22 protein-coding genes are annotated in these 25,919 nt (G+C 72.7%); 1 reads left to right on the top strand and 21 read right to left on the bottom strand.

Annotation, left to right across the window (positions count from 1 at the left end):
* Positions 1–5: 5 nt before the first annotated feature.
* Entirely contained in the window at positions 6–1,271 is a 1,266-nt protein-coding gene (locus B7R87_RS02450; RefSeq protein WP_006350682.1) for an SLC13 family permease, read from the bottom strand.
* A gap of 184 nt (positions 1,272–1,455) precedes the next feature.
* Here B7R87_RS02450 and B7R87_RS02445 point away from each other — a divergent pair, with 184 nt between their 5' ends.
* Positions 1,456–2,022 carry a DUF4291 domain-containing protein gene (locus B7R87_RS02445; protein ID WP_006350683.1) on the top strand — a complete coding sequence of 189 codons (567 nt, stop codon included), beginning with the start codon at positions 1,456–1,458 and terminating at the stop codon, positions 2,020–2,022.
* A gap of 82 nt (positions 2,023–2,104) precedes the next feature.
* On the opposite strand, the gene B7R87_RS02440 is transcribed toward B7R87_RS02445, so the two are convergent.
* The 20 genes from B7R87_RS02440 to B7R87_RS02350 all read right to left on the bottom strand — a co-directional run bounded on the left by B7R87_RS02440 (position 2,105) and on the right by B7R87_RS02350 (position 25,793).
* On the bottom strand, positions 2,105–5,749 hold the full coding sequence (locus tag B7R87_RS02440; RefSeq protein WP_233168746.1) for a S8 family serine peptidase: 3,645 nt from the start codon (positions 5,747–5,749) through the stop codon (positions 2,105–2,107).
* Positions 5,750–6,031: 282 nt separating this feature from the next.
* A complete protein-coding gene (locus B7R87_RS02435) occupies positions 6,032–6,970 on the bottom strand; it encodes an ABC transporter permease (protein WP_006350685.1) in 939 nt (312 codons plus the stop codon).
* A complete protein-coding gene (locus tag B7R87_RS02430; protein WP_006350686.1) occupies positions 6,970–7,932 on the bottom strand; it encodes an ATP-binding cassette domain-containing protein in 963 nt (320 codons plus the stop codon). The genes B7R87_RS02435 and B7R87_RS02430 overlap by 1 nt, the downstream gene beginning before the upstream one ends.
* Positions 7,929–8,333, bottom strand: a complete 405-nt coding sequence (locus tag B7R87_RS02425) for a hypothetical protein (RefSeq protein WP_006350687.1) — start codon at positions 8,331–8,333, stop codon at positions 7,929–7,931. Before B7R87_RS02425 ends, B7R87_RS02430 begins: the two co-directional genes overlap by 4 nt.
* Positions 8,334–8,519: 186 nt before the next feature.
* A complete protein-coding gene (hypE, locus tag B7R87_RS02420) occupies positions 8,520–9,596 on the bottom strand; it encodes a hydrogenase expression/formation protein HypE (protein ID WP_006350688.1) in 1,077 nt (358 codons plus the stop codon).
* Positions 9,589–10,716: a hydrogenase formation protein HypD gene (gene hypD, locus B7R87_RS02415; RefSeq protein ID WP_006350689.1), complete on the bottom strand. Its 1,128-nt coding sequence runs from the start codon at positions 10,714–10,716 to the stop codon at positions 9,589–9,591. The genes hypE and hypD overlap by 8 nt, the downstream gene beginning before the upstream one ends.
* Positions 10,713–11,006: a HypC/HybG/HupF family hydrogenase formation chaperone gene (locus B7R87_RS02410; protein ID WP_006350690.1), complete on the bottom strand. Its 294-nt coding sequence runs from the start codon at positions 11,004–11,006 to the stop codon at positions 10,713–10,715. The genes hypD and B7R87_RS02410 overlap by 4 nt, the downstream gene beginning before the upstream one ends.
* The gene (hypF, locus tag B7R87_RS02405) at positions 10,979–13,393 is read right to left on the bottom strand and encodes a carbamoyltransferase HypF (protein WP_233168744.1); all 2,415 of its coding nucleotides are present in this window, start codon (positions 13,391–13,393) and stop codon (positions 10,979–10,981) included. The genes B7R87_RS02410 and hypF overlap by 28 nt, the downstream gene beginning before the upstream one ends.
* Positions 13,390–14,241 (bottom strand): hydrogenase nickel incorporation protein HypB, encoded by an 852-nt coding sequence (gene hypB / locus B7R87_RS02400; protein ID WP_040916955.1) that lies wholly within the window; start codon positions 14,239–14,241, stop codon positions 13,390–13,392. The genes hypF and hypB overlap by 4 nt, the downstream gene beginning before the upstream one ends.
* Positions 14,242–14,243: 2 nt before the next feature.
* A complete protein-coding gene (locus tag B7R87_RS02395) occupies positions 14,244–14,627 on the bottom strand; it encodes a hydrogenase maturation nickel metallochaperone HypA/HybF (protein ID WP_006350693.1) in 384 nt (127 codons plus the stop codon).
* Between the two features lie 154 nt (positions 14,628–14,781).
* Complete coding sequence (locus tag B7R87_RS34365) at positions 14,782–14,886, bottom strand: DUF6893 family small protein (RefSeq protein WP_391119049.1); 105 nt, start codon at positions 14,884–14,886, stop codon at positions 14,782–14,784.
* Entirely contained in the window at positions 14,880–15,449 is a 570-nt protein-coding gene (locus tag B7R87_RS02390) for a hydrogenase maturation protease (RefSeq protein ID WP_006350694.1), read from the bottom strand. Before B7R87_RS02390 ends, B7R87_RS34365 begins: the two co-directional genes overlap by 7 nt.
* Positions 15,446–16,885 (bottom strand): hypothetical protein, encoded by a 1,440-nt coding sequence (locus B7R87_RS02385; protein WP_006350695.1) that lies wholly within the window; start codon positions 16,883–16,885, stop codon positions 15,446–15,448. The genes B7R87_RS02390 and B7R87_RS02385 overlap by 4 nt, the downstream gene beginning before the upstream one ends.
* Complete coding sequence (locus B7R87_RS02380) at positions 16,882–17,541, bottom strand: DUF6084 family protein (protein ID WP_006350696.1); 660 nt, start codon at positions 17,539–17,541, stop codon at positions 16,882–16,884. The genes B7R87_RS02385 and B7R87_RS02380 overlap by 4 nt, the downstream gene beginning before the upstream one ends.
* Positions 17,538–18,254, bottom strand: a complete 717-nt coding sequence (locus B7R87_RS02375; RefSeq protein WP_006350697.1) for a DUF5947 family protein — start codon at positions 18,252–18,254, stop codon at positions 17,538–17,540. The genes B7R87_RS02380 and B7R87_RS02375 overlap by 4 nt, the downstream gene beginning before the upstream one ends.
* Positions 18,251–18,760: a hypothetical protein gene (locus B7R87_RS02370; RefSeq protein WP_006350698.1), complete on the bottom strand. Its 510-nt coding sequence runs from the start codon at positions 18,758–18,760 to the stop codon at positions 18,251–18,253. Before B7R87_RS02370 ends, B7R87_RS02375 begins: the two co-directional genes overlap by 4 nt.
* A complete protein-coding gene (locus B7R87_RS02365; RefSeq protein WP_006350699.1) occupies positions 18,757–20,541 on the bottom strand; it encodes a nickel-dependent hydrogenase large subunit in 1,785 nt (594 codons plus the stop codon). Before B7R87_RS02365 ends, B7R87_RS02370 begins: the two co-directional genes overlap by 4 nt.
* Positions 20,542–20,620: 79 nt before the next feature.
* Positions 20,621–21,727, bottom strand: a complete 1,107-nt coding sequence (locus B7R87_RS02360) for an NADH-quinone oxidoreductase subunit B family protein (RefSeq protein WP_006350700.1) — start codon at positions 21,725–21,727, stop codon at positions 20,621–20,623.
* A 266-nt stretch (positions 21,728–21,993) separates the two neighbouring features.
* Positions 21,994–24,798: a cation-translocating P-type ATPase gene (locus B7R87_RS02355; RefSeq protein WP_130585249.1), complete on the bottom strand. Its 2,805-nt coding sequence runs from the start codon at positions 24,796–24,798 to the stop codon at positions 21,994–21,996.
* A gap of 2 nt (positions 24,799–24,800) precedes the next feature.
* The gene (locus B7R87_RS02350; protein ID WP_006350702.1) at positions 24,801–25,793 is read right to left on the bottom strand and encodes a polyphosphate kinase 2 family protein; all 993 of its coding nucleotides are present in this window, start codon (positions 25,791–25,793) and stop codon (positions 24,801–24,803) included.
* Between the last annotated feature and the right edge of the window lie 126 nt (positions 25,794–25,919).

The following is a 25,919-nucleotide window of genomic DNA, read 5'->3' as shown; positions in this document are numbered from 1 at the left end:
GCGGATCAGCCTCCGATCACGGACAGGGACGCCCAGAGCGCCACCACCGACAGTACGAGCGCGACCGGCACCGTGAGCAGCCCCAGGCGGGTGAACTCGCCGAGCCCGATATCGCCGCCCGCGCCGTGCGCTTGGACCACCCGCCGCCACAACAGGGTGGCCAGCGAACCGGCGTAGGTGAGGTTGGGGCCGATGTTGACACCGATCAGCAGCGCCAGCACGGCGCCCGGACCCGACCCCTCCACCAGCGGCAGCAGGACCAGAACGGCCGGCAGATTGTTCACGAGATTCGCCAGTACGGCGGCGAGCGCGGCGATCCCGAGCAGCGCCGCCAGGCCCGTACCGGAGGGCACGAGATGCCCGAGCGCGCTGCCGAGACCGCTGTCCACGACACCGCGCACCACGATGCCCAGCGCCAGGACGAAGGCCAGGAACGCGGGCGCTGCGGCCCCGACGAGCGCCCGCGGGGTGCTCCGGCGCCGTACCAGTGCCCGTACCGCCAGCACCGAGGCGCCCGCCGCCGCGGCCCACACCGGCTCCACCCCGGCGAGCGGCCCCACCACAAAGCCCGCCAGCGTCGCGCCGACGGTGACCAGCGCGAACACCGGGACGGGCACCGGCGGTCCGGGATCCCGGGCCTCGGGGGCGAGCGGAGCGGCGAGATCCGCGGCGAAGAACCGGCGGAAGACCGCGTACTCCACCGCGACCGCCACCAGCCACGGCAGCAGCATCAGGGCCGCGAACCGGGTGAAGGACAGTCCGGCCGCGGTGAACGCCAGCAGATTCGTCAGATTCGACACCGGCAGCAGCAGGGACGCCGTGTTCGCGAGATGCGTGGTGGCGTAGACGTACGGCTTCGGCCGGGCGCCGATCCGGGCGACCGTCGCGAACACCACCGGGGTGAGCAGCACCACCGTGGCGTCCAGACTCAGCACCGCGGTCACCGCCGCCGCCAGCGCGAAGACCTGGGCGAGCAGCGTGCCGCGCCGCCGGGAGGCGTGCGCCAGCCACTGCCCGCAGGCCCGGAAGAGGCCCTCGTCGTCGCAGAGCCGGGCCAGCACCAGCACGGCGGCGAGGAAACCGACCACGGGACCGAGGAGCGCCGCCTCGTCCGCGGCGCCCGACGGCGATACCGCGCCGACCGCGATCACCAGAACGGCTGCGGGCACGGCGACCACGGCCTCCGGCAGTCCCCGGGGGCGGATCACCGCCCAGGCGAGGACCACGACCAGCAGGACGACGGAGACCGCGTCCGCGACCACGGGACTCACCGGCAGCCCCGAACTCGCCGGTCCGTCCGGCCGGTGGCCGCGTTCCCGTACGGCGCAAAGGGGGTCGGTCGGTCCGGATGCACCCCGCGACCGTACGCCCCGGTCCGCTCCCGGACCCGGCCGACGCACCCGGTCCGGTGAAAACCGGTGGCACCGGCGTACTGTCCGATGACAGCGTTCACGTATGACATCGCAGTACCGTATCCGCGCCGACTTCGACGATCGGACGCTGGTCGTCTATCAGGCCTATTCCCCGGCCGTTGCCGACGCCGCCCTGCGGGCCGGACGGTTCACGGCCCCCTTCTCCTTCACCCGGATGACGTGGATCAAACCGTCGTTCCTCTGGCTGATGCACCGCAGCAACTGGGCCCGGAAACCGGGTCAGACCCGGGTGCTCGCGGTCCGGATCACCCGGGACGGCTGGGAGGAGGCGCTGACCCGGGGCCGGCTGACGACCGGTGACCCGGCGGCCCTCGCCGAAGCGGCCGTGCACGTCCAGTGGGACCCCGAGCGTTCCCTGCGGGGCGCCCCGCTGAACCACTACAGCATCCAGGTCGGGGTGGGGCGCGGGCTGATCCGTACCTACGCCGACGACTGGGTCACCGATATCACCGACATCACCGCGAAGGCCCGCCGGATCGCGGACCTGGTCGGCGCCGGACGGACCGCCCAGGCCAAGCAGTTGCTGCCGCCGGAGCGGAGCTACCCCCTCCCGGCGGCCGTGGGCCGTCATCTGGGGGTGGACTCCTGACCCGGACGGCGGGCGGCCCCGCCCGGACCCTGTGCGGGGTCCGGGCGGGGCCTCGGTCATGGCCGTCGTACCCGATGCCGGCCTAGAGGACGGCGCGGGCCGGCGGTGCCAGATCCGGACGGTCCGTCACACGCAGGCTGTTCACCAGCGGTTTGCCGTAACCGGCCCGGGCGACGAACCGCACGTTCAGCGTCCCGTCCGTGACGGTGACGGTGTACGTGCGCTGCACCGCCGCGTACGACCCCGCCTCCAGGGCGATATCGAGCGCGGGCAGCACCTGCGTGCCCTCGGCGAGGACGTCGAAGACCCGCTTGTTCGGCCGGGCCGACTGCACCTCGGCGAAGCCCAGCTCCACCGTGTACACCCCGTTGGGAACCTGGTCGAAGCGGTACTCGTACATGCCCTCGCGCGCGGTGCGCAGCAGCGCCGGGTCGGTGGTTCCGGCGATGTCACGGGTCGTGGACCGGGTGTCGGACCGGCCCTGGTAGCCGTATCCGCCCGCGGTATAGGCGCGGTCCGGGCTCCAGGCGTCGCCGAGGACGTCCACCGAACCGGCGCGGGCACCGGTGTCGAGCGCCGTCCGGTAGCGCGGCACCACGACGGTGACCGGTATCGACAGCACCGGGGACCGTCCGCTGCGGGATTCGACGCGGACCGTGTCGGTCAGCACGGTCCCGGGCGCCAGACCCGCGGTGTCCACGGTGAGACCGAGGGTGGTGCGGCCGCCCGTGGGCAGCTCGCCCGAGGACGGCGAGACCGTCAGCCAGGGCACGTCCTCGGCGACCGTGAAGGCGGTCCCGAGACCCGGGTTGGTCAGGTCGAGGCTGCGGGTGCGCCGCTCGTCACCGGGGGCGACGACGTTCAGCGACGTACGCTCCGGGGTGACCCGGCCCGTGCGCAGCGACCGGGTGTCGCGCAGTACGCCGTCGGCGGCGATCTCCAGGGTGCCTTCGGCGCTCTCGTACGCGGGGGCCGAGGCCGCCAGCGGATGGCTGCCGGCCGCGGTCTGGGCGAGGTAGGAGCCGTCGGGGCCGGTGGTGACGGTCAGCGCCGATGCACCGGTGCCCAGGGTGACGGAGGCACCGCCGACGCCCTTGCCGTCGTTGGCGTCGAGGACCCTGCCGTGCACCACGCCGTGCCGGGTGGTGCGGAAGGAGAGGGAGAACCCGTCGCCGAGGCCCGCGGTGTTGAAGGAGTAGAGGAAGGCGTCGGTGCCGGTGGCGTTCTCCACGCCGACGGTGGCGCTGGAACCGCCCCGCAGCCCGGTGCCCGTGGTGCCCTTGTAGTGGTAGGTGATCCGGCCGTCCTCACCGATGACGGCGGAGAACGAGAACCGCTCCGACTGGGCGGCCCAGTGGACGACGTTGCGCCATTCGACGGTGTACGCCCGGTTCGGCGCGGTCCCGGTGACCGCGGTGTGGACCCCCGAGTCGGGGTCGCCGGTCAGCAGGAGGTCGTCCCAGAAGGGGTAGAGCGCGGCGTTCGGGGTCGCGGCGCTCGGCAGGGACCCGTTGGCGTCGTTGGTGTGCGGTCCGCCGAAGCTGAGCGTGCCGTTGGTGCCGACGTGCGCCACCGTGTAGTTCTTCCCGTACAGCGGTACGGGGAAGGGAAGCTCGACCCGCTCGGTGGTGCTGTCACCGGTCAGGGCGAGCTGCCGGGTCCCGGCCTGATAGGGCCGGTCGCCCGTGGCGCAGGCGTATCCGAAGGTGTCCGTCCGGTCGGGCAGGGTCACGGATGCGGTGGTGTCGCCCGCGACGGTGATCCGGGCGGTGGCCCCGGTGAGGCAGCGCGAGGGGTGGGTGACGCGCAGTTCGTAGCTGCCGTGCGGCAGGACCGCCTCGAAGCGGCCCGTGGCGTCGGTCGTCGCGGTGACGGGGGTGTCGGCGACGGTGACCGTGGCGCCCGCGGCCGGTCCCGCGCCGGAGACCACCGTCCCGGTGACCTTCCCCGAAGCGGCCTGGACCAGGGCGAAGTCGGTGGTGACGGTGCCGTTCTCGGTGACCGTGGCGGTACCGGAAACGGTCTGGTAGCCGAATTTGGTCACGGTCAGCGTGTAGTCGCCCGTGGACAGCGCCGGGAAGCCGTAGCGGCCGTCGGGCGTGGTGACCGCGGTCCGGCTGATCGGACCGGTGGCGGCCACCTTCGCCCCGGCGAGCGGAGCGCCTGCGGAGGTGACGGCGCCGGTCAGGGCGCCGACCGGGCCGCGCGGCGCCGACTGCACGGCGGCCAGGGCGTCCAGCCGTCCCTCGCCGAAGACGTTGTTGTCGGCGGGGGTGCCGCCGCAGGTGGTGGCGTCCACGTCGATCGCCGTCTGGTCCAGCAGCGCCTCGGTCTGGGCCACGTCACCGCGGAGCGCCGGGGCGGCCGACCAGATGAGTGCCGCGACTGCCGCGGTGTGCGGGGAGGCCATCGACGTACCCGAGAAGGAGCCGTAGCCGCCGTTGCGGATCGCGGAGCGCACATTGGATCCGGGGGCCGCGATATTGGGCTTGATGCCGCCCGCGTCCCCGGCGCCGCGCGAGGAGAAGCTCGCGATGGCGTTGTTGATGTCGAAGGCCCCGGAGCTGTAGGACGCGACGTAGTCGCCGGGGGAGCCGCTGGTGGCGCACGCCGGGCCGTTGTTGCCGTTGGAGAACGCGGGGAAGATGCCGGCCGCCCGCCAGGCGGCGACGATCTCCTTGTACCAGGGGTTGTGGACCGCACTGCCCCAGGAGTTGTTCACGATGTCGGGGGCGAGATCGGGCCGCGGATTGGCGCCGTTGAGATCGGTGGGCGCGGCGATCCACTGGCCGGAGGCGAGCAGGGAGGTCTGGGAGCAGGAGTTGGACTCGCAGCCCTTCGCGGCGATCCAGCGGGCGCCGGGCGCGACACCGATCTTGTTGTCCGCTCCGTCGTCGCCGACCATCGTGCCCATGGTGTGGGTGCCGTGGTCGTTGTTGTCGCAGGGCGCCTTCGCCGGGCAGACGTTCGCCGGGTCGAACCAGTTGTAGTCGTGGCTCAGCGAGCCGTCGGCGGCCCGGCCCCGGTACTGCTCGTCGACGGCCGGGTGCTGGTAGTCCACCCCGGTGTCGATATTGGCGACGACGACGCCTTCACCGCGGACCCCCAGCTGGCTCCAGACCTGGGGTGCCTTGATGCGGTCGATGTTCCACTCCACCGCGTCGACGGTGTTCTCCCGTTCGCCCCTGACCGGCTTCGGGATGGTGATCCGGTCCTCGGCGTCGAGCCCGGCGACCTCAGGGCGCAGGGCCAGCTCCTCGGCGACCTTGGCCGTCGCCACGACCCGGACCGTGTTGACGATCCAATACGGGGTGTACTCGGCCCGCATGCCCTCCAGGGCCTTCACCACCCCGGCCTGGGAGCGTTCGGCGTGCTCCCGCTTGGCCTCGTACACGGCCGCGGCCCTGGCGTCCTTGCCGCGGGCCCGGGCGGCTGCGCCCAGATCGGCGGCGGTGTCGAACCGTACCCAGAACTCCGTCTTGCCGCGGTCCAGCTGCCGCCGCAGATCGGGTTCGATCTTGCTCTCGGCGGCCGTCGTACGGTCCGGTGCCGGTGGCTCCGGTGCCGGGGCGGCGACGGCGGAGCCCGCGCCGAGCGGGAGTAAGAGAAGTAAGCCCGAGAGGGCGGCGACCGCGCCGTGCCGGGCCCCGGGGGCGCCGCGGCGCCCCGCGCGTCTCGCGCGCGGTGCCGAACCGAGCCGGGTGATCCGTCTGATGCTTCGTGCCACGTGGTCTCCCCTTGCGCCGGCGGCGTCGGAGCGCCGCTGTGGAAGGTGCCGGAAACGTGCGTGAGCAGGTACGGAGAAACACCCGCCCAGGGCTGTTTGCCATGGACGGGTCAATGGTCGTCAGTCATCGTGGGGCAGCGGACACCCCCGCAACAAGGGGGCCTTGGCGTCGCGCCCCGCCCGGCAGGCCCGATGTCCTCATGAGGAGGCAAATGTCCCACGAGGATTCACACCCGGGACATAAGAGGAATGCCGGAATACCGCGGCCGAGCGGGGACCGGCTCAGGAGAGCACGCGACGGCGGAAGTTGCGCAGGCCGAGGCCGAGGAAGAGCACACAGAACCCGATGAGCACCGGATACACCACGTACAGCGGCATATGCGAGACATCCGTGAACCCGGCCCGCATGCCCTCGCTGATGTAGATCAGCGGATTGAGCAGCACCAGCGTCTGGAGCCAGGGGAAGCCGCCGACCTCCACCGCCGACAGCTCGGTCCACTGGTAGTACGTACCGCCCAGGAAGACCAGCGGCAGCACCACGAAGCCGAACATCACCCCGATGTTCCGCGGCTCGAAGGTGGTGCCCAGCAGCAGCCCCAGCGCGGTCATCGCCAGGCACGACAGCGGGATCAGCGTCAGCACCACCCCCCAGTGCAGATGGAGATCGGGGCGGACGCCCGGAGCGTGGACGACGGCCGCGATCGGCAGGACGAGCGCGGCCGAGATCAGCCCCTGGACCGCGCCGGACAGCACCCGCGCCACGGCGACCAGCCAGATCGGGCAGGGCGCCTGCACCCGGTCCTCGATTTCGCGGGTGAAGCCGAACTCCTGCGACATCTGGATGGCGACCGACTGGATGCCCTGGAACATCACGGCGATCGACACCACCCCCGGCACCAGGACGGTGGCGAACTCGGACTCCCCGGCCGTACCGCCGCCCGAGCCCACCCCCTGGCCGATCACCGGGAAGACGTACAGGAAGATGAAGACCAGCAGAAAGGGCTGCATGATCGTCCGGCCCGCGAACTCGCCGAAGTTCTTCCGCAGCACCGTCAGATCGCGGCGGATCAGCGCCGACAGCGCGGAGCGGGCTGCCGTGCCCGACGAACGCCGCGGACCGGGCATGCCCTCCTCCGCCACGGCGGCCGCGGACGCCCGGCCGGGACCGCTCCCCGCGGCCGTGACGTCCGTTCCCTCCGGCGGGCCGTCGGCTGCGGCCATCACTCCCTCAGCTCCTTCCCGGTGAGACTGATGAAGACGGTCTCCAGGGTGCTCTGCGACAGCGACAGATCGACCAGCTCGAAGCCGCCCGCCTCGGCGCTCGCCACCACCCGGGGCACCAGCCGGTCGTTCCCCGAGACCTGAAGCTCGACCCCGCCGTCCGTGAGCCGGGTCCGCACCACCTCCGGAATGTCCTCCTCCAGACGGTGCGCCAACTCCTCCGCCCGCCCCCGCGCGACCACCGTGACGGTGGTGTCCGCGCCCAGGCCCCGCTTCAGCGCGGCGGGTGTGTCCAGGGCCAGGATCCGGCCGTGGTCCACGATCGCGACCCGGTCGCAGAGCTGGTCGGCCTCCTCCATGTTGTGCGTGGTCAGCAGGATCGTCCGGCCGTCCGCGATCAGCTCGTCCAGCGCCTCCCAGAGCGCGAGCCTGCCCTGCGGGTCGAGACCGGCCGTCGGCTCGTCGAGGAAGAGCACGGCCGGCCGGTGGAAGACCGCCCGGGCCAGCATCAGCCGCTGCGCCATACCGCCCGACAGGGCGTACACGGAGGCGTCGCGCCAGCGGGCCAGCGCGAACCGTTCGAGCAGCTCGTCCGCCCGGCGCAGCGACTCCTTGCGGGGGATCCCGAACAGCAGCCCGTGGAAGTAGAGGTTCTCCCGGACCGTCAGCGCCCGGTCCAGCGTGTTCTGCTGGGTGACACAGGCGATGATCTGCTTGGCCAGCGCGGGCTGCCGCACCACGTCCACGGTCCCCACGTACGCGGACCCCGAGGTCGGCACCACCCGCCCGGTGAGCATGCCGACGGTGGTGGTCTTGCCCGCGCCGTTGGGCCCCAGCAGACCGAAGAACTCGCCCTGCCGCACCCGCAGTCCGATCCCGTCGACCGCGGCGAAGTCCGTGCCCGGATACACCTTGCGGAGCGCTTCGGTACGGATCACGTCCGGGGCCCCGGGAGCGGTCACGGCCCGCCCCGCCGCGGCCAGTGCCCACGGCGCCGGTAGCGCGCCACGGGCGGAGCCCCCGCCACCGGCGGCGGTGAGGGTGCCGGTGCCGGAGCGGGTTCGGTACCGGCGGGCGGACGGAGGCCTTCGGCGGAGTAGCGGGTGGTCGCGATCGCCTCCACCAGTTGGTCCTCCGTGAAGTCCTCCGAGCCGGGCACATGCGGCACAAACCCGATCAGTACCCCGTCCTCGACCAGTTCGGCGTCGAGACCGGCCGCCCCGTCGACGTCCCAGAGCGCTTCGATCGCCCCGTCCACGACGACCCTGACACCGAACTCGTACACCCCCGCCTCGACGACATGGGCCATCACCCGCCGCGACTGCAGGGCCGCCACCAGCCGCTTCGCGCGCTCCTCGTCCATGACCGGGCGGACCTCCTCTCGCGTACCGCGGCGCGGACGGCCCGGCCGGAAGGCAGCGGGCCCCCGGCGGGCCGGTCTTCTCACGGTACGACGCGGTCCCGCCGCCCGCCCGCCCCGCGAACCCCGCCGCCGCGGCCCGGCGTCCGGGGCGGGCCGGGAGTCCGGACCGCCCCGGGGCCGCCGGGGTCAGCAGATCCGGGGCAGCTGCTCCCCGATCGGCAGGTCGACCACCCGGGTGCCGCCGAACGGGGTACGGGCCACCACCATCCCCGGGTGTTCGGCGACGCACTCCCCGATGACGGCGGCGTCCGCGCCCAGGGGGTGGGCCCGCAGGGCGGCCAGGGCCGCCTCGGCGTCCGCGCGGGCCACGAAGGCGACCAGCTTGCCCTCGTTGGCGACGTACAGCGGGTCCAGCCCCAGCACGGAGCAGGCGTTGGCGACCTCCGGCGGTACCGGGATATCGCCCTCCCGCAGGACGACGCCCGTACCGGACGCGGCGGCGATCTCGTTGACGGAGGCCGCGAGCCCGCCCCGGGTGGGGTCGCGCAGCGCGTGCACCCCGGGCGCCGCGGCCAGCAGGTCCCGGACCAGGCCGCCGAGCGGAGCGGAGTCGCTCGCCACCTCGACCCCGAACTCCAGCCCCTCCCGCATGCTCATGATCGCCACACCGTGCAGGCCGATTCCGCCGCTGACGATCACCACATCGCCCGGGCGGGCCCGGTGCGGCCCGATGTCGACCCCGGGCGGTACGAGCCCGATCCCGGCCGTGTTGATGTAGATGCCGTCCCCGTGGCCGGACTCCACGACCTTGGTGTCCCCGGTGACGATCTCCACGCCCGCCGCCCGCGCCGCTTCGCCCATCGCCTGCGCGACCCGGCCCACGACGGAGGTCTCCACGCCCTCCTCCAGGATGACGGCGCAGGACAGATAGGCGGCCGTGGCGCCGCTCATCGCCAGATCGTTGACGGTGCCGTTGACGGCCAGGTCACCGATGCAGCCGCCGGGGAAGAACAGCGGCCTGACCACGTAGGAGTCGGTGGAGAAGGCGAGCCGTGCCCCCCCGATGCCGAGGACGGCGCTGTCGCCGAGCCCGGTGTCCGGGGCGCCGCCGAAGGCCGGCAGGAAGAGGTTCTCCACCAGCTCGGCGGACATGACACCGCCCCCGCCGTGGCCCATGACCACCCGGGGATGGTCGCGCAGCGGAAGCGGACAGCTCCAGTTGGCGAAGTCGGGTGCGATCGTGGTGCTCAGGGTGTCAGCCAACGGGGTTCGCCTCCAGCGGGGCTGCGGCCGGGGCGCCGAGGCGCCGGTAGAGGTAGTAGGCGGCGCAGGCGCCCTCCGACGAGACCATCGTGGCGCCGAGCGGCGTGCGCGGGGTGCAGCGGGTGCCGAAGGCCGCGCACTCGTTCGGTTTGATCAGCCCCTGGAGGATTTCACCGCTGCGGCATTCGGCGGGTTCGCGGGTGGTGATCCCGTCGACCGCGAAGCGGTGTTCGGCGTCCTGGTCGCGGTAGCGCTCCGACAGTTTCCAGCCGCTGAGGGGGATCACCCCGATGCCGCGCCAGGCGCGGTCGGTCACCTCGAAGACGTCCTCCAGCATTGCCCGGGCCGCCGGATTGCCCTCGGGGCGTACCGCCCGCGGATAGGCGTTGTCGACGGCGGCCTCACCGCGCTCCAGCTGCCGCACCGTCCGCCGGATGCCCTCCAGGATGTCGAGGGGTTCGAAACCGGTGACCACGATCGGCACCCGGTACCGCTCGGCCAGCTCCGGGTACTCGGCCGTGCCCATCACACTGCACACGTGCCCGGCGGCGAGGAAGCCCTGCACCCGGCAGTCCGGCGAGGTCATGACGGCTTCGATGGCGGGCGGTACCCGCACGTGCGACACCAGCATGCTGAAGTTGCGGATGCCCTGCTTCCGCGCCTGGTGGACCGTCATCGCGTTGGGCGGCGCGGTCGTCTCGAAGCCGATGCCGAAGAACACGACCTCCTTGTCCGGGTTCTCCCGGGCGATCCGCAGCGCGTCGAGCGGCGAGTAGACGACCCGGACGTCCCCGCCATCGCCGCGGACCCGGAACAGGTCCCGGTCGCTGCCGGGAACCCGCAGCATGTCCCCGAAGGAACAGAAGACCACCCCCGGCCGGGACGCGATCTCCAGCGCCTTGTCGATCACCTCCAGCGGGGTCACGCACACCGGACAGCCCGGACCGTGGATCAGCTCCACGCCTTCGGGCAGCAACTGGTCGATGCCGTGCCGGATGATGGTGTGCGTCTGGCCGCCGCAGACCTCCATCAGCGCCCACGGCCGGGTCACCGTCGCCCGGATATCGTCGAGCAGGCCCCGCGCCAGCGCCGGATCCCGGAACTCCTCCAGATACTTCACCGCTCCACCTCCGCCGTCTCGCCGGGTCCGGCCGCCGCTTCCCAGGAGTCGCCGAACTCCTCCTGGAGCAGGCCGAGTTCGGCGAAAAGCCCCAGCGTTCTGAGTGCCGACTCCTCGTCCAGCCGCTGGAGCGCGAACCCGACGTGCACGATCGCGTACTCGCCCACTTCCAGATCGGGCAGATATTCCAGGCAGACGTCCTTGACGACGCCGCCGAAGTCCACGACGGCCATCCGGGTCCCGTCGCGTTCCCCGATTTCCATCACCCTGCCGGGCACCGCCAGGCACATGGTGTTGTCTCCTCTCGGGCCGCCGCGGCGGCGGCCACCACGAGCTGGCCGAGGGCCAGCCCTCCGTCATTGGGCGGCACCAGCCGGTGCCGCAGTACCGTGAAGCCGTCCGCCGCGAGCCCCCGGGCACAGGCCGACAGCAGTACGGCGTTGGCGAAGACCCCGCCGGTCAGCGCCACCTCACCGAGCCCGTACCGGTCCCGGGCCGCCGCGCAGAGCCGCCGTACGAGAGCGGCGACGGCATCGTGGAAGCGGGCCGCCACCGGCCCGGCCCCCGCACCCGCCGTCAGATCGGCCACCACGGCGGCCAGTACCGGACCCGGGTCGGCCACCAGCGGCCCCCGCCCCGGCTCGCGCACGGCGAACCGGTAGCCGTCACCGGACGGGCCGTGGGCCCGGGCCGCAGCCTCCAGCTCCACCGCCGCCTGGGCCTCGTAGCCCGCCCGGTGGCAGATCCCCGCCAGCGAGGAGACCGCGTCGAAGAGCCGTCCCATGCTGGAGGTGGGGACGGTGCCGAGACCGGTGGCGAGCTGGGGCTCCAGCACCCGCAGTTCGTTCGGCGGACAGGCCGCGACGCACGCCAGCTCCGGCGACCAGCCGATTCCCGCCGCCCGGAGATGGGACAGGGCCATGCGGTACGGGCGGGCCACCGCGGCGTCGCCGCCGGGCAGCGGCACGTACGCCAGCCGTGCGAAGCGCTCGTACCCCGCGTAGTCCCCGATCAGCACCTCGCCGCCCCAGACCGCGCCGTCGTCGCCGTACCCGGTGCCGTCGAAGGCGACCCCGATCACCGGCCGCGAACCGTCGTACCCGTGCTCGGCCAGCGCGGACGCCAGATGGGCATGATGGTGCTGGACCCGGGTCACGGGCCGGCCGGCCGCCAGGGCGGCGACGCGCCGGGCGGAGCGGTATCCGGGGTGGAGGTCGGCCGCGAAGACCTCCGGCACCACACCGGTGATCGCGCCGAGCTGGGTCACGGCCCGGTCGAAGGCGGTCAGGGTGGCCAGATCGTCCATATCGCCGATATGGCCCGACAGCCAGCCCGACGTCCCCTCGGCGAGGGCGAACACGTTCTTCAGATCGCCGCCCGCCGCCAGCACCGGCGGAACGGCCGCGGGCAGGTCGACGGCGAGCGGGACCAGCCCGCGCGAGCGGCGCAGCGGCACCGGCTCGCCGTCCACCACCCGCAGCACCGAATCGTCGCACGGTACGTGGATCGGCCGGTCGTGCATCAGCCAGGCATCGACCAGCGGCGCCAGCCGGTCGAGGGCCTCGGTGTCGCCCGTGACGATCGGCTCGCCCGACAGATTGCCGCTCGTCATCACCAGCAGCGCGGGTCCCGGCGGATCGCCGGGCAGCCCGAACAGCAGCCGGTGCAGCGGGGTGTACGGCAGCATCACGCCCAGGTCGGGAGCGTTCGGCGCGACGGCGTCGAGCGCCCCGTCCGGCACCGGGCCTTCGGGGAGCGGCGGCCGTCGGCGCAGCAGGACGATCGGGCGCACCGGTCCGGTCAGCAGCTTCCGTTCGGCCGCGTCCAGCAGGACGTACGGTTCGATGTCCGCCGGGTCCCTGACCATCAGGGCGAACGGTTTGTCGCCCCGGTTCTTGCGCCGCCGCAGCAGGGCGACCGCTTCCGGGTCGAGGGCGTCGCACACCAGGTGGTAGCCGCCGATGCCCTTCACCGCGACGATGCCGCCCGCGGCGAGCAGGGCACGGGCCCCGGCGAGCGCCGCTTCCCCGCCGAGCGGATCGGACCCCGGGACGACCAGGGTGAGCCGGGGACCGCAGGCGTGGCAGGAGACCGGCTGGGCGTGGAAGCGCCGGTCGGCCGGATCCGCGTACTCCCGGGCGCAGTCCGGGCAGAACGGGAAGCGCGCCATGGTGGTGTGCGCCCGGTCGTAGGGCAGGTCCGTCACGATGGTGAACCGCGGCCCGCAGTTGGTGCAGGTGATGAACGGGTGCCGGTAGCGCCGGTCGTCCGGGTCCGCCAGCTCGGTGAGACAGTCCTCGCAGGTCGCGATGTCGGGCGGGATCCGGGCCCGTCCGGAGGCGGCCCCCGGGCGGGAGGGCGCGATGGTGAACCCCGCCTCGCCGGTGGCGCCGACGGGCTCGTGGGCGACGGAACCGACCCGGGCCAGCGGGGGAGCGTCGGCCGCCAGCCGCTCGCAGAAGCGGTCGAGCGCTTCCGGCGGCCCTTCGACCTCGGCGAGCACCCCGTCCCCGGTGTTGGTGACGTGCCCGGACAGTCCCAGCTCGGTGGCGAGGGCGTGGACGAAGGGCCGGAACCCGACGCCCTGCACCAGACCCCGTACGGAGACGCGCCGCCGCAGCGGGCCCGCCGCGGCGGCCTGCGCCACCGGGTCCGTCGTGACCGGGTCCGTTGTCACCGCGGGTCCAGGGCGGCGCGCCCGTGGTCGTGGTCGTGGTGCGGGGCCGGGTGGTCGTGGTGGTGCCCGGGCCCGTCACCGTCACCGTGGTCAGGGTCGTGGTCGTGGTCGTGGTCATGGTGATGGTCCGGTACGGGCGGGCGGTGCGGGGCGGCGACCGCCGGGGTCGTCATCACCGGCCGGTGCGCCGGGGTGCCCGCGCGCACCGCGAGGGCCCGGTCCAGCAGGGCGCCCGCGCCCAGACCCGTACGCGCCGAGGTGCACACCACCTCCACCCCGGGGTTGACCCGGGCCACGTTCGCCAGGAACGCGGCCTCGTCGAACCCGGCGGGCTCCGCCAGATCCACCTTGGTGACCAGCACCAGTTGCGCCGTGCCGAACGCCGTCGGGTACTTCAGCGGTTTGTCCTCGCCCTCCGTCACCGACGCAAGGACCACCCGCAGCGACTCCCCGAGGTCATAGGCGGCGGGACAGACCAGATTGCCCACGTTCTCCACGAACAGCAGCGCCGCGTCCTGCGGCAGCCAGCCCGCCAGATAGCCGCGGAGCATCACCGCCTCCAGATGGCACAGCCCGTCGGTGAGCACCTGCTGCACCGGCACCCCGGAACGGGCCAGCCTGCGGGCGTCGTTCTCGGTCGCCAGATCGGCGGTCAGGGCCGCCACCGGCACCCCGCGCTCCCGGGCCAGCGCCAGCTCCGTCTCCAGCAGCGCGGTCTTGCCGCTGCCCGGGCTGGAGAGCAGGTTCACGGCGATCGCGCCCCGCGCGGCCAGCCCCTCCCGCAGGGCCTGCGCACTGTCGTCGTTGTGGGCGAGAACCGCCCGCCGGAGATCCGCCGTACGGCACATGGTCACGCCTCTTCCGTCGGTCCCGGGCCCGGCCCGGGTGCATCGGCCCAGTCGACCCCCCGGATCTGCAGTTCACGCCCCGTCAGCAGCTCGACCCGCCCGCCGCCGCAGCCGGGGCAGCCCAGGTCCGGCGGCAGACCGGGGGCCCACTCCACCGCGCAGGGCACGCATCGCGCCCTGGCCGTGACGGTCCGGGCCGAGAGCACCGCGCCCGCCAGCGCCGTACCCTCGCAGGCGAGGTCCCAGCAGAAGTCCAGCGCGGCGGGCACCACCCCGGCGAGTTCACCGACGTCGAGCCGGACCGCCGTGACACCCCGCGCACCGTGCTCCGCCGCCGCCCGGGACACCTGGTCGACCACGGCCACCGCAATCGACATCTCGTGCATCGCTGGGTACGCCTTCCACGGTGACGGGCCCGCGGGAGCCGGGCGCACCACCCATTCCACGCCGCGGCCCCGGCGGGCCGTACGAGCCACGCCGCCGCCGGGTTCGTACGCACCCTGTTCGCAGCAGCGCGCGCCCGGACCGTCTCCCCGGACCTCACATCCGGGAGATCCGCAGATAGCGCCTGAGATCGGGCAGGGACTGCCACAGCACCGCACCGACAGCCGCACCGGCGGCCGTGATCAGCAGGGTCTTCAGCATGACGACACCTTTCTCGTACGTGTACGGGCCGCGTCCGGCGGCCTGCCCGGGGCCGCGGGATCCCGGGCGCACTCCTCGCCCGCGACCCGCAGCACCAGCCGTGCCGCTTCCTCCACGGCAGCGGCGACCGGGGCACTGAGCCCGATGCCCTCCTCCAGGGAGGCCGGTTCGCACCCCACCACCAGGATCCGGTCCGGCGGCGCGGCACCGGTGCCCGCGGCGAGCGTCGCCAGCACGCCCAGCACCGCGTCGGGGCCCATCCGGTGGCCGTCCAGCGCCGGTACGTCCCCCGCCTCCACCGCGGCGGACGGATCCGCCGTGGCGTCGATCAGATACACCGTGCCCGGCGGCCCGCCGCGGGCGACGGCGTCGACGAGGACCGCCGTACGGCAGCCGTCGAGCAGCCGGTAGGCGAGATCGACGCCGCGTACCCCCGAATCGAGGAGTTCCACCCCGTCCGGGGCCCCGAGGGCGGCGAGCCGCCGCACGGTCTCCACCCCGAACCCGTCGTCGCCGAGGAAGATATTGCCGACCCCGGCCACCAGCACCGGACGCACCGTCATGCCTCCTCCGCGAAAGGCCCGCCGCCGTCGCCGTCGAGCGGGGTGACTTCGTCGGGCTGGAAATAGCGGAACCTGCCCTGGACGCGCCAGAGATCGGCGCCCGGATCGCCGTCCACGGTGACCGCGAGGTGCACCGAGCCGTCGACGTCGTGCAGGACCGCCTCCACCACTCCCGTACGGCCGTGGAGGAACAGGTCCTGGGCGTCGGTGCGGCGGCGGCCGGGGCCCAGCCGGACGCGGCTGCCCGCGCCGACGTGCCGTCCGTCGATCAGAATCCGGTCCCGTCCGGGGTCCACGTCCCGGTCGGCGCCCGGATCCCACCACGGCTGTTCGCCCTCACCGGAGCCGGGGTCGGTCACGTCCCGCAGCGCCCGGACCGCTCCGTGCAGCCGCTCCAGCACCTCCGGCGGCAGGGAATCGGCCAGGTCGATCACCGCACCCGCCCGCTCGTCCGTGCCCCGGGCCTCCCGCTTCTCCCGTTCGGTCAGGGCCGCCGTGCGCAGGGCGAGGATCTCGTCGATCTCGGTCGCGTCGTACAGCGGCCCGGGGCTCTCGGGTGCGATCCGCGGATGGTCCTCCAGGATGATCGGCGAGGACAGCAGGACGTCGTCGCGGGTGCCGGGCGGATTCGCCAGTACGGGCCAGGTGTGTTCGTTGCGGCAGCCGGCCACCACGGGAGCCGCCCACCGCGGGGGATCGGTCACCGACAGAAACGTGCCCCGCTCCGGGGCGAGCAGCAGATGCGCCGACACCAGCGCATGGGGCAGGGCGTCCTCGCGCCGCGCGCCCCCGTCCGGTGTCCAGCCGCCGGTGTTCTCCACGACGGCGGTGAGCAGCAGCGTCCCGTACGGCCCCGGGAGCGGCCGGGCCGAGACCCGTACCGCTCCGGCCACCGGGGCCGACTCCCGCAGCAGCCGCCCGGCGACCTGGCCGTCGTCGTGGCTGAGGCGCTCCTCGTCGCGGGCCGCGGCGAGCCGGAAGGGGTGGACGACGCCGTCGCCGCCGAGCAGCTCCACCGGCAGCAGCAGCCGCACGGTCTCCTCGGCGCCCTCGTCCCAGGGCTGGAGCACCCTTTCGCCCAGCTCCAGTTCGGGTACGGTCTCGAACTCCCCGTCGGGCAGGGCGCGCTGCACCGTGCGGCGGCGGGCCCGGAGGAAGCGCAGCTCGACCGCGAGCCGGTCCCCGGACCGCGGCTCGAAGAGGCACTCGGTGCGCTGATGGGAGCTCTCGCCGGAGACGGCGGCGTACCCGGGCGGCACCAGGACGCCGAACTGCCAGCGCAGCCTGTTCTTCGCGGCGGACGCCCGGTACGGATAGAGGACATAGCCCTCGAAGAGCACCGCGTCCGCGATCCGCCGGGCGGCCGCGAGCCGCTCCTCCAGTTCCGGGCCGAAGGCGTCGACCGCGATCGGTGTCCCGGTGGCGGTGTCCGTCATCGCAGTTCCTCCGCGAACTCCCGGTCGCCCTCCGCGGCCGCGTCGAGGAGCGCCCGTACCGTCGTCTCCCAGGACGGCAGACCCCTCCGTTCGCGGAAGTCCAGCAGACCGTCCATGAGTTCGGCGGGCAGCTTCAGCCAGCCGCAGCCCGGAAAGTGCTGTTCGATCATCTCCCGCCAGACCCGGACCGGCAGCCGGACGGACGCCTCGCGGTCCCAGGACACCGGGGTCACCTGGAATCCGGCGGGGCCGCTGAACGCCGTACCGGAGAAGAGCAGCAGGAGCGGTACGTCCCCGTCCGACAGGGCCCGGAAGTAGCGGGCCGCCGCGATGTCGAGATCGTAGGTGCAGGGCACCGGGACCTCGGTCTCGGTCTGCCCGGTGAACCCGGGCACCAGCACCGCCACCTCGGCGAACTGCACCGGGTTGAGGGTGGTGCCCCAGCGGGAGCGCTCCCCGAAGAGGGCGGTGAGCCGCCCGGCCTCGGTGTCGTCGTAGCCGCGCCGGGCGGGTTCGATACGGATCCGGCAGCGCAGCGCCAGCGCGTGCACCCGGGTCCCCTCCGGCGCGGTGATCCGCAGCCGGAACAGCAGGGTGGGCCCGGCGGCATGCCGGTCGGCCCGTACTCCCGTACAGGTGAAGGAGAGTTCGGTCATGCCCCGGGCTCCTCGGACTCGTCGGGCTCATTGGGCGCAGTAGGCGCACTGGGCTCATTGGGCTCATGCGGAAGGGCGGCGGCCTCGGCGGCCAGCGCGGCGAAGAAGGCGTCGAGAGCGGCCCGGGCCTCGGCTCCGCCGTCGAAGCCGCGCCAGAGCAGCCGCATCCGGCCCACGAGTTCGTAGGCGCGGTCGACGGGGACCAGATAGCCGGCGGTCCGCTCGCCGCCCGCGGGATCCCGGGTGCGGTGCAGCAGCAGCGCCTCCACGTCCGGCCGGAGCGCGGCGGCCAGCCTGCTCTCCGCCAGCAGCCGCTGCCAGGCCCGGTCGTCGAGTTCGCTCTCGGTCGCCCCCGCCGGGCTGGGATAGCAGAGCACCGGCCGCCCGAGAGCCGAATTGCGCAGGACGAACGCCGTACTGACGGGGATCCGCAGCTCCGCCCAGAGCCCGGCATCCGGCTCCTGCCCGGGGTCGGAGACGACCCGTCCGGGCAGGCCCTGATAGCGTCCGCCGCCCGCCCCCGGCCGCTCCAGCAGCAGCGCGCAGGGCGGGCAGGAGCAGACGAGGGCGCGGTCGGCGGTATCGGCGAGATGTCGGTGTCCGGGCGCCAGCCCCGTTCCGCAGAACGCGCAGCGCTCCGGCCGCGGGGGAGCGGGCGCGCGCAGCGCCCGCAGCACTCCGGTGCCCGTGCGGTCGAGACGGCGGACGTTCACCGGGCGGCCGCCGGGGGCCGGGTGCCGATCTGGAGCAGCGGCGGGGCGGCGGGCGCCGTCTCCCAGACGACGGACGTCACCTCGGGGGCGTGGCAGGCGAGGGCGCCCTCGACCCGTTCGGTGACATCGGAGCTGCCGCAGCCGCATCCGGTGGCGGGCGGGCGGCGCAGGGTCAGCGCGCCGGTCCCGGGATCGAACCCGGCGAATTCGGCGAGCGCGTCGGGAGCCGCGCCGGGCCGGTCCGCGGGCGGGTTCAGCGCCCGCCGGATCCGGGCCGTGGTGTCCTCGGGATGCAGATCGTGCAGGACCAGCAGCCCGGCCGCCGCCGGATCGTCGAGCGCGGCGGCCAGTGCCTGCGGCGGTACGGCCGCGACCAGCGCGGCCAGCCCCTCGCCGTAGAGCGCCATCAGCTCGCGGACCAGTTGCTCGCCCGCGTCCCGGGCGCCCGTGCCGGTGAGCCGGTCCAGGGCCTCCTGCACCCGCAGCCCGCAGGTCTCCGCCGTCATCCGCCCAGCCCGCTCAGCCCGGTGGGAACGTGCATCTGCCGGATCTCACGGCCCTTGCCGACGTACATATGCACTCCGCAGGGCAGACACGGGTCGAAGCTGCGCACGGCCCGCATGATGTCGATGCCCTTGAAGTTCTCCGGGGTGTTCTCCTCGAAGATGGGGGTGTTCTGTACGGCGTCCTCGTACGGGCCGGGGGTGCCGTAGCTGTCCCGGACGCTGGCGTTCCAGGGGGTCGGCGGGTACGGGTGGTAGTTGGCGATCTTCCCGTCCCGGATCACCATGTGGTGGGAGAGGACGCCGCGGACGGCCTCGGTGAATCCGCAGCCGACGGACTCGTCCGGCACCTCGAACTTCTCCCAGGTCTGCGTGCGCCCCGCGCGGACCTCTTCGAGCGCCTTCTCGGTGAAGTGCAGGGCGGCAGCGGCCGCGTACGCCTGGAAGTAGGTGCGGGCCCGGTTGCGTTCGAGGGCGTTGCTCCACTGCGGGATCTTCCACTCGAAGACCGTCTCGGGCTTGGTCATCGAGCGGGGCAGGGTGATCTTGACGCTGTGGCCGGTGGCCTTGATGTAGCCGATGTCCACGAGCCCGGAGAGCGCGGTGGACCAGAGCCGGGCGATCGGGCCGCCGCCGGTGTCCAGGGCGAGATGGTCCTTGCCGTCGAACCAGCGCGGCGACATCACCCAGCTGTACTTGTCGTCGAAGTCGCGTTTCTGCGGGGCGGGGATGGTGTGCTGGTTCCACGGGTGGCGGGGGTCGACCGGATTGCCCAGCGGGTCGTGGGTGACGAACCGCTCGCGGCCCTCCCAGTCGTCGTAGTAGGAGGAGCCGAGCAGGATCCGGATGCCGAGGTTGATCTCGGTGAGGTCGTTGGTGACCAGCTTCCCGTCGACCACCACGCCCGGGGTGACGTACATCCGCCGTCCCCAGTCGGTCATATTGGCGTAGGTGAAATCGCAGTGGTCCGGATCGTTGAGGGCGCCCCAGCAGCCCAGCAGCACCCGGCGGCGGCCGACCTCCTCGTAGCCGGGCAGCGCCTCGTAGAAGAAGTCGAAGAGATCGTCGTGGAGGGGGACGACCTTCTTCATGAACTCGACGTACCGCATCAGCCGGGTCAGGTAGTCGGTGAAGAGCTGGACGGTCGCGACCGTGCCGACGCCACCGGCGTAGAGCGTGGAGGGGTGGACGTGCCGCCCCTCCATCAGACAGAACATCTCCCGGGTGTACCGGGAGACCTGGAGCGCCTCCCGGTAGAACTCGCCCTCGACGGGGTTGAGGGAGCGCATGATGTCGGCGATCGTGCGGTAGCCGTGGTCGCCCGCGTGCGGCGCCTCGGTGCGTTCCGCCAGCTCCAGCACGCCGGGATTGGTCTCGCGGACCATCTTCTCGCAGTAGTCGACCCCGACCAGGTTCTCCTGGAAGATGTTGTGGTCGAACATGTACTCGGCCGCCTCGCCGAGGTTGATGATCCACTCACCGAGGTGCGGAGGTTTCACCCCGTACGCCATGTTCTGCGCGTACACCGAGCAGGTGGCGTGGTTGTCACCGCAGATACCGCAGATCCGGCTGGTGATGAAGTGGGCGTCGCGCGGGTCCTTGCCGCGCATGAAGACGCTGTAGCCGCGGAAGACGGACGAGGTGCTGTAGCACTCGGCGACCCGCTTCTGCTTGAAGTCGATCTTTGTGTGGATGCCCAGGCTGCCCACGATCCGGGTGATCGGGTCCCAGCTCATCTCCACCAGGCCGCTGCCGTCACCGGCCGCCTTCGTCTTCGGTGCCATCGGTCTGTCGTGCCCTTCTGCGTACGGGTTGCGGGGGAGGGGGCGGGGCGGGGCGGCGGTCGGCCGGGTCCGGCACGGGTCACCAGGGGGAGTGGTATCCGGTGGCGAGCCTGCGGCCGGGGCGCCGCCACTTCGGTTCCCTGTCGAGGGTCTTCGAGGTGATCGCGCGCAGCCGGCGGATCGCCGCGCCGTAGGCGGAGCTGGCCCCCGCGGAGACGTGCGAACCGGGCGGGGCGTCCATGAACGGCATGAACTTGTCGGGGAAGCCGGGCATGGTGCAGCCGATGCAGATGCCGCCGACGTTGGGACAGCCGCCGATGCCGTTGATCCAGCCGCGCTTGGTGACGTTGCACTTGACCACCGGGCCCCAGCAGCCCAGCTTGACCAGGCATTCCGGGGTGCCGTACGAGGAGGCGAACTGCCCCTGCTCGTAGTAGCCGCCCCGGTCGCAGCCCTCGTGGACGGTCGCCCCGAACAGCCAGGTGGGGCGGAGCTGGTCGTCCAGCGGGATCATCGGCGCCGAACCGGCCAGCTGGTAGAGCAGATAGGTGAGCGTCTCGGCGAAGTTGTCGGGCTGGATGGGGCAGCCCGGGACACACACCACGGGCAGCCCGGCCTTCGACCGCCAGTCCCAGCCGAGGTAGTCGGGGACGCCCATGGCGCCGGTCGGATTGCCCTCCATGGCGTGGATGCCGCCGTAGGTGGCACAGGTGCCGATGGCGACCACGGCGGTTGCCTTCGGCGCCAGCCGGTCCAGCCACTCACTGGTGGTGATCGGCTGACCGGTCTCCGGATCGTCGCCGAAACCGCACCAGTAGCCTTCCTCTTTGATCTGCTCGTTGGGGATCGACCCCTCCACGACCAGGACGAAGGGTTCGATCTCACCGCGGTCGGCCTTGAAGAACCACTCGACGAAGTTGTCCGCGCCCTGGACCGGGCCGCATTCGAAGTCGATCAGAGGCCAGTGGACCGCGACCGGCGGCAGCCCGGGCAGCGCACCGGTGACGATCTCCTCGATGCTGGGCTGCATGGCGGCGGTCAGGGCGACGGAGTCGCCGTCGCAGCTCAGGCCCGCGTTGATCCAGAGGATATGAACGACGCCGGTGCCAGCGTCATCGGGGTCCTGGCCCGCGGGCCTGTCCGCAGCGGCCGTGGTGCCCGTGTCCGGGGAAGCTGTCCCGCTCATGAGGATTCCTCCGTGGGAAGGGACGAGTCATGCTGAATGTCCCATGCCGGTCATATCAGCGCATCGCGGAGTGGGGTGGGGGGCGGGGCCCTGCGGTCCTCCCAAGGGCGCAACCGGCGGGGCCGGGAGAGTGGCGCGGGGCCTCCCGGCGGGGACCGTGACCGGGCCCCGGCTCCGGTGACGCACCTGGACCGTCCCCGGGCCGCTCCGGGCGCCGTTGTCGGGACTCGCCGTCTGCGGTGTCGCGATCGGCCTGACTGGGCCGTTCAGGCGATGTCGGGGACCGCTTCCTTCCCGGCGGCCGGCGCCCCGGCGCCCGCGCGGACCCGGCGGGCGATCAGCTTGCCCAGCTCCCAGGCCGCCAGCAGCACCAGCGCCGCCAGCAGCGCCCAGCCGAACTCCCGCAGGTCGATCCGGGTGGTGCCGAGGATCCGGCGGAAGCCGTCGAGCTGGGTGACCAGCACCGCCAGCACGAACTCCGCGAGCGCCGCCCAGTTCATCTGTTTGCTGTCGAACGTGGAGGTCCGCAGCACCGACGCGGTCTCGCTGCGGCATTCGAACGCCGCCACGATCAGACAGAGCGCGAATGCCGTGAACGCCATCGAACTGCCGGTCGCCGTGGAGCCGAAGTGCGCCTCGCCCAGTTTGATCAGGCCCAGCAGCAGGGCCGTCAGCGCGAGCCCGCTCAGCCCGACGGTGAGCAGCAGCGGCCCGGTCAGCACGGACTCGCCGCGCGGCCGGGGCCTGCGCCGCATCAGCCCGGGGGACTCCCGGTCGAAGCCCAGCGCGAAACCGAACGGCGCGTTGACGACGAAGTGGATCCACAGCACCTGCGCCGGGGTGAACGGTTCGCCCGCCGCGATGTTGAGCACCGCCGCACCCAGGAACGTCAGCACGAACGTCACCAGCAGGAGCAGCACGAACCGGATGTACTTCGTCAGATTGTCGTAGAGCTTCCGGCCCTCCTCCACGGCGTAGACGATCGTCGCGAAGTTGTCGTCGGACAGGATCATCCGCCCCGCGTTCTTCGCCACGTCCGTACCGCTGCCCATGGCGATGCCGATATCGGCGGCCTTGATGGCGGGGGCGTCGTTGACGCCGTCGCCGGTCATCGCCACCACCTCGCCCTTCCGTTTCAGCACCTCGGCGAGCAGCACCTTGTGCTCGGGCGCGACCCGGCCCACCACCCCGATCCGGTCGATCCGGTCCAGCCGCTCCGCCTCCGGCAGCGCCGCGAACTCGGCCCCGAGGACGGCTTCCCCGGGGATACCGAGCTGCCGGGCGATCGCCGCGCCCGTGGTGACGTCGTCCCCGGTGACCATGCGGACCCGGATATGGGCGTCCTGCGCGGCGGCGACGGCGGCCCGGGACTCCTCGCGCGGCGGGTCGACCATGCCGACCAGCGACGTCATCCGCAGCCCGGTCGCATAGCCCAGCAGATCGCCGTCCTCGTCGAAGTCTCCCGGGTCCAGATCGCGGGTGGCCGCGGCCATCACCCGGCGGCCCTCCCCGCCCATCCGGGCCACGGCCTCCGCCGCCCGCCCGCTCAACTGCTCGTCCCACGGCACGGTCCGGCCCTCCGAGAGCGCGCTCGCCGTCCGTTCCAGCACGGCGGGGGCCGCGCCCTTGACGAAGACCCGCACCACCGGCCGGCCGTCGTCGCCCGTTGCGGAGTTGAAGGTGGCCATCAGCTTGTAGCCGGGGTCGAACGGCAGGGTCGCAAGCCGGGGCAGCCGCTCCCGGGTGGCCTCGATATCGAGGCCCGCCTTGTGCCCGAGGACCAGCAGGGCGCCCTCCGTGGGGTCCCCGACCACCCGGCCGTCCACCAGCCGCGCGTCATTGGCGACCAGGAACGGCAGGACGGCGTCCTCCACGCTCGCCGTGGAGCCCGCGGCCCGGTGGATCCGGCCTTCGAGCCCGTACCCGGTGCCCGACACCGTATAGCGGTCGCTGGGGCTGACCACCTCGACGGCGGTCATCTGGTTCATGGTCAGCGTGCCGGTCTTGTCCGAGTTGATCGCCGAGGTGAAGCCCAGCGTCTCCACCGACGGCAGCTCCTTGACGATGGCGTTGCGCTTCGCCAGGTTGAGACTGCCGACGGAGAGGATCACCTGCGTCACCGTGGGCAGGGCCTCCGGGATCGCCGCGATGGCGAGGGAGACCGCGCTGACGAAGAGGGTGTCCCAGGCCTGGCCCCGGGTCCGGCCCAGGGCGAACATCACGATCATCGTCAGCCCGGCGGCCCCCGCGATCCACAGCGTCAGACTGTTGAGCTGCCGGGTCAGCGGCGACTCCTCCTTGCGGGTCGCCGACAGCATTCCGGAGATCTTGCCCAGCTCGGTGTCCGCGCCCGTGCCCGTGACCACCAGAACACCGCTGCCATGGGTGACCGGGGTGTTCATAAAGGCCATATTGGACTGTTCGCCCGGCGAGAGACCGCCGGAAGCGGCACCACCCGAACCGCCGGACGCCGCGCCCGACCCCGCAGACGCCGCGGCCGCCAGTGTGCCGGCGTCCTTGGCGGAGGGCACGCTCTCCCCGGTGAGCGCCGACTCGTCGATCTGGAGCGCGTTCGCCGACACGATCCGCCCGTCCGCGGGCACCTGGTCACCTGCCGCGATCAGCACCACGTCACCGGGCACCAGCTGTTCGGCCGGGATCTCCGACTCGGTCCCGTCCCGCCGCACCCGGGCCGTCGCCTTCATCATCGACTTCAGCGCGTTCATCGCGCTCTCCGCCTTGCCCTCCTGCCGCAGCCCGACGACGGCGTTCAGCAGGGTCAGCAGGGCGAGGAGAACGGCCGTGCTCCACTCCCCGACGGCCAGCGACACCACCGCGGCCACCACCAGGATGATCTGCATATAGCTGCGGTACTGGTCGAGGAAGCGGCGCCAGGCGGGCAGCGGCTTCTCCTCCGGCAGTGCGTTCGGCCCGCGCTCCGCCAGCAGTTCGGCGGCCCGCGCCGCCGGCAGCCCGACGGCCGGGTCCACCCCGAACGCCGCCGCCGTCTCCGCCGCGTCCCGCTCGTACCACGGGGCTTCGGGACCGCGCGGCTCGGATGCTCCGGCCATGGTCACGCCTCCGGTCCACGGCCGCCGGACCGTCGCTTGCCCCCGTGGCCGGCCCGGTAGGGATCCCTCGGCGCCCCCTCCGGAGCCTCGTCCTCCAGCTGACGGCGCACGGCCAGCAGTTCCTTGTGGGCCTTGCGGCCCACCGTCGGATACCGGGGGTCGATGTCCATCAGGGTGTGGACGAGCACCGCCGAAGCGCAGATCCGGGCGAACCATTTGCGGTCCGCCGGGACGACGTACCAGGGCGCCCACGCCGTACTCGTCGCCGACAGCATCTCGGAGAACGCGCGCTGGTAGTCGTCCCAGTAGCGCCGCTCGCGCACATCGGCAGCCGAGAACTTCCAGTTCTTCTCCGGCACGTCGATCCGCTTCAGGAAGCGGGTGCGCTGCTCCTCCTTCGACAGATTGAGGAAGATCTTCACGACCTTGAAGCCGTTGTCCGTGAGATACCGCTCCCAGTGGTTGATCTCGCGGTAGCGGCGCTCCCAGATCCCCCGGCGGAGCGCCGAAGGCGGCAGCTGCTGCCGCCCCAGCACCTCGGGGTGGACCCGTACGACGAGGACCTCCTCGTAGTGGGAGCGGTTGAAGACCGCGATGTCACCGCGGGCGGGCAGCCGTTTCCCGTACCGCCAGAGATAGTCGTGGTCCAGTTCCTCGGCGGACGGCACCTTGAAGCTGTGCACCTGGACGCCCTGCGGGTTCACCCCGCTCATGACGTGCCGGATCGTGCCGTCCTTGCCCCCGGCGTCCAGTGCCTGGAGGCACATCAGCACGCCGTACGTGTTCTGGGCGGCGAGCTTCGCCTGGTACTCGGTCAGCATCTCGACGCCGGTCCGCAGGAGTTCGGCGCTCTCCTTCTTCTTCAGATGCGCCTTGTAGCGGGGGTCGAAGTCCTTCGCCAGATCGACCTCGGTGCCCGGCGGCACCCGCAGTGGCCCGATCAGCTCTTCGATGCGCCGGGCTCTGCTGTCCGTCCGCTTCTGCTTCTCCGCCATGGCCGCCGACCAGCCCTTCTCCCTGGACAGGGGTACCCGTCACCTTCCGTCGGGGGCGCGGGCGGGGCAATGCGGGTGGGCCGTTTGGGTGGTTCCGGAACACGGGCACGGGCGCGGGCCGTGGGC

Source organism: Streptomyces tsukubensis (assembly GCF_003932715.1).
GTDB lineage: Bacteria > Actinomycetota > Actinomycetes > Streptomycetales > Streptomycetaceae > Streptomyces > Streptomyces tsukubensis.
The sequence above is the reverse complement of the archived record's forward strand: the minus strand, read 5'-3'. Positions and strand labels throughout refer to the sequence as shown.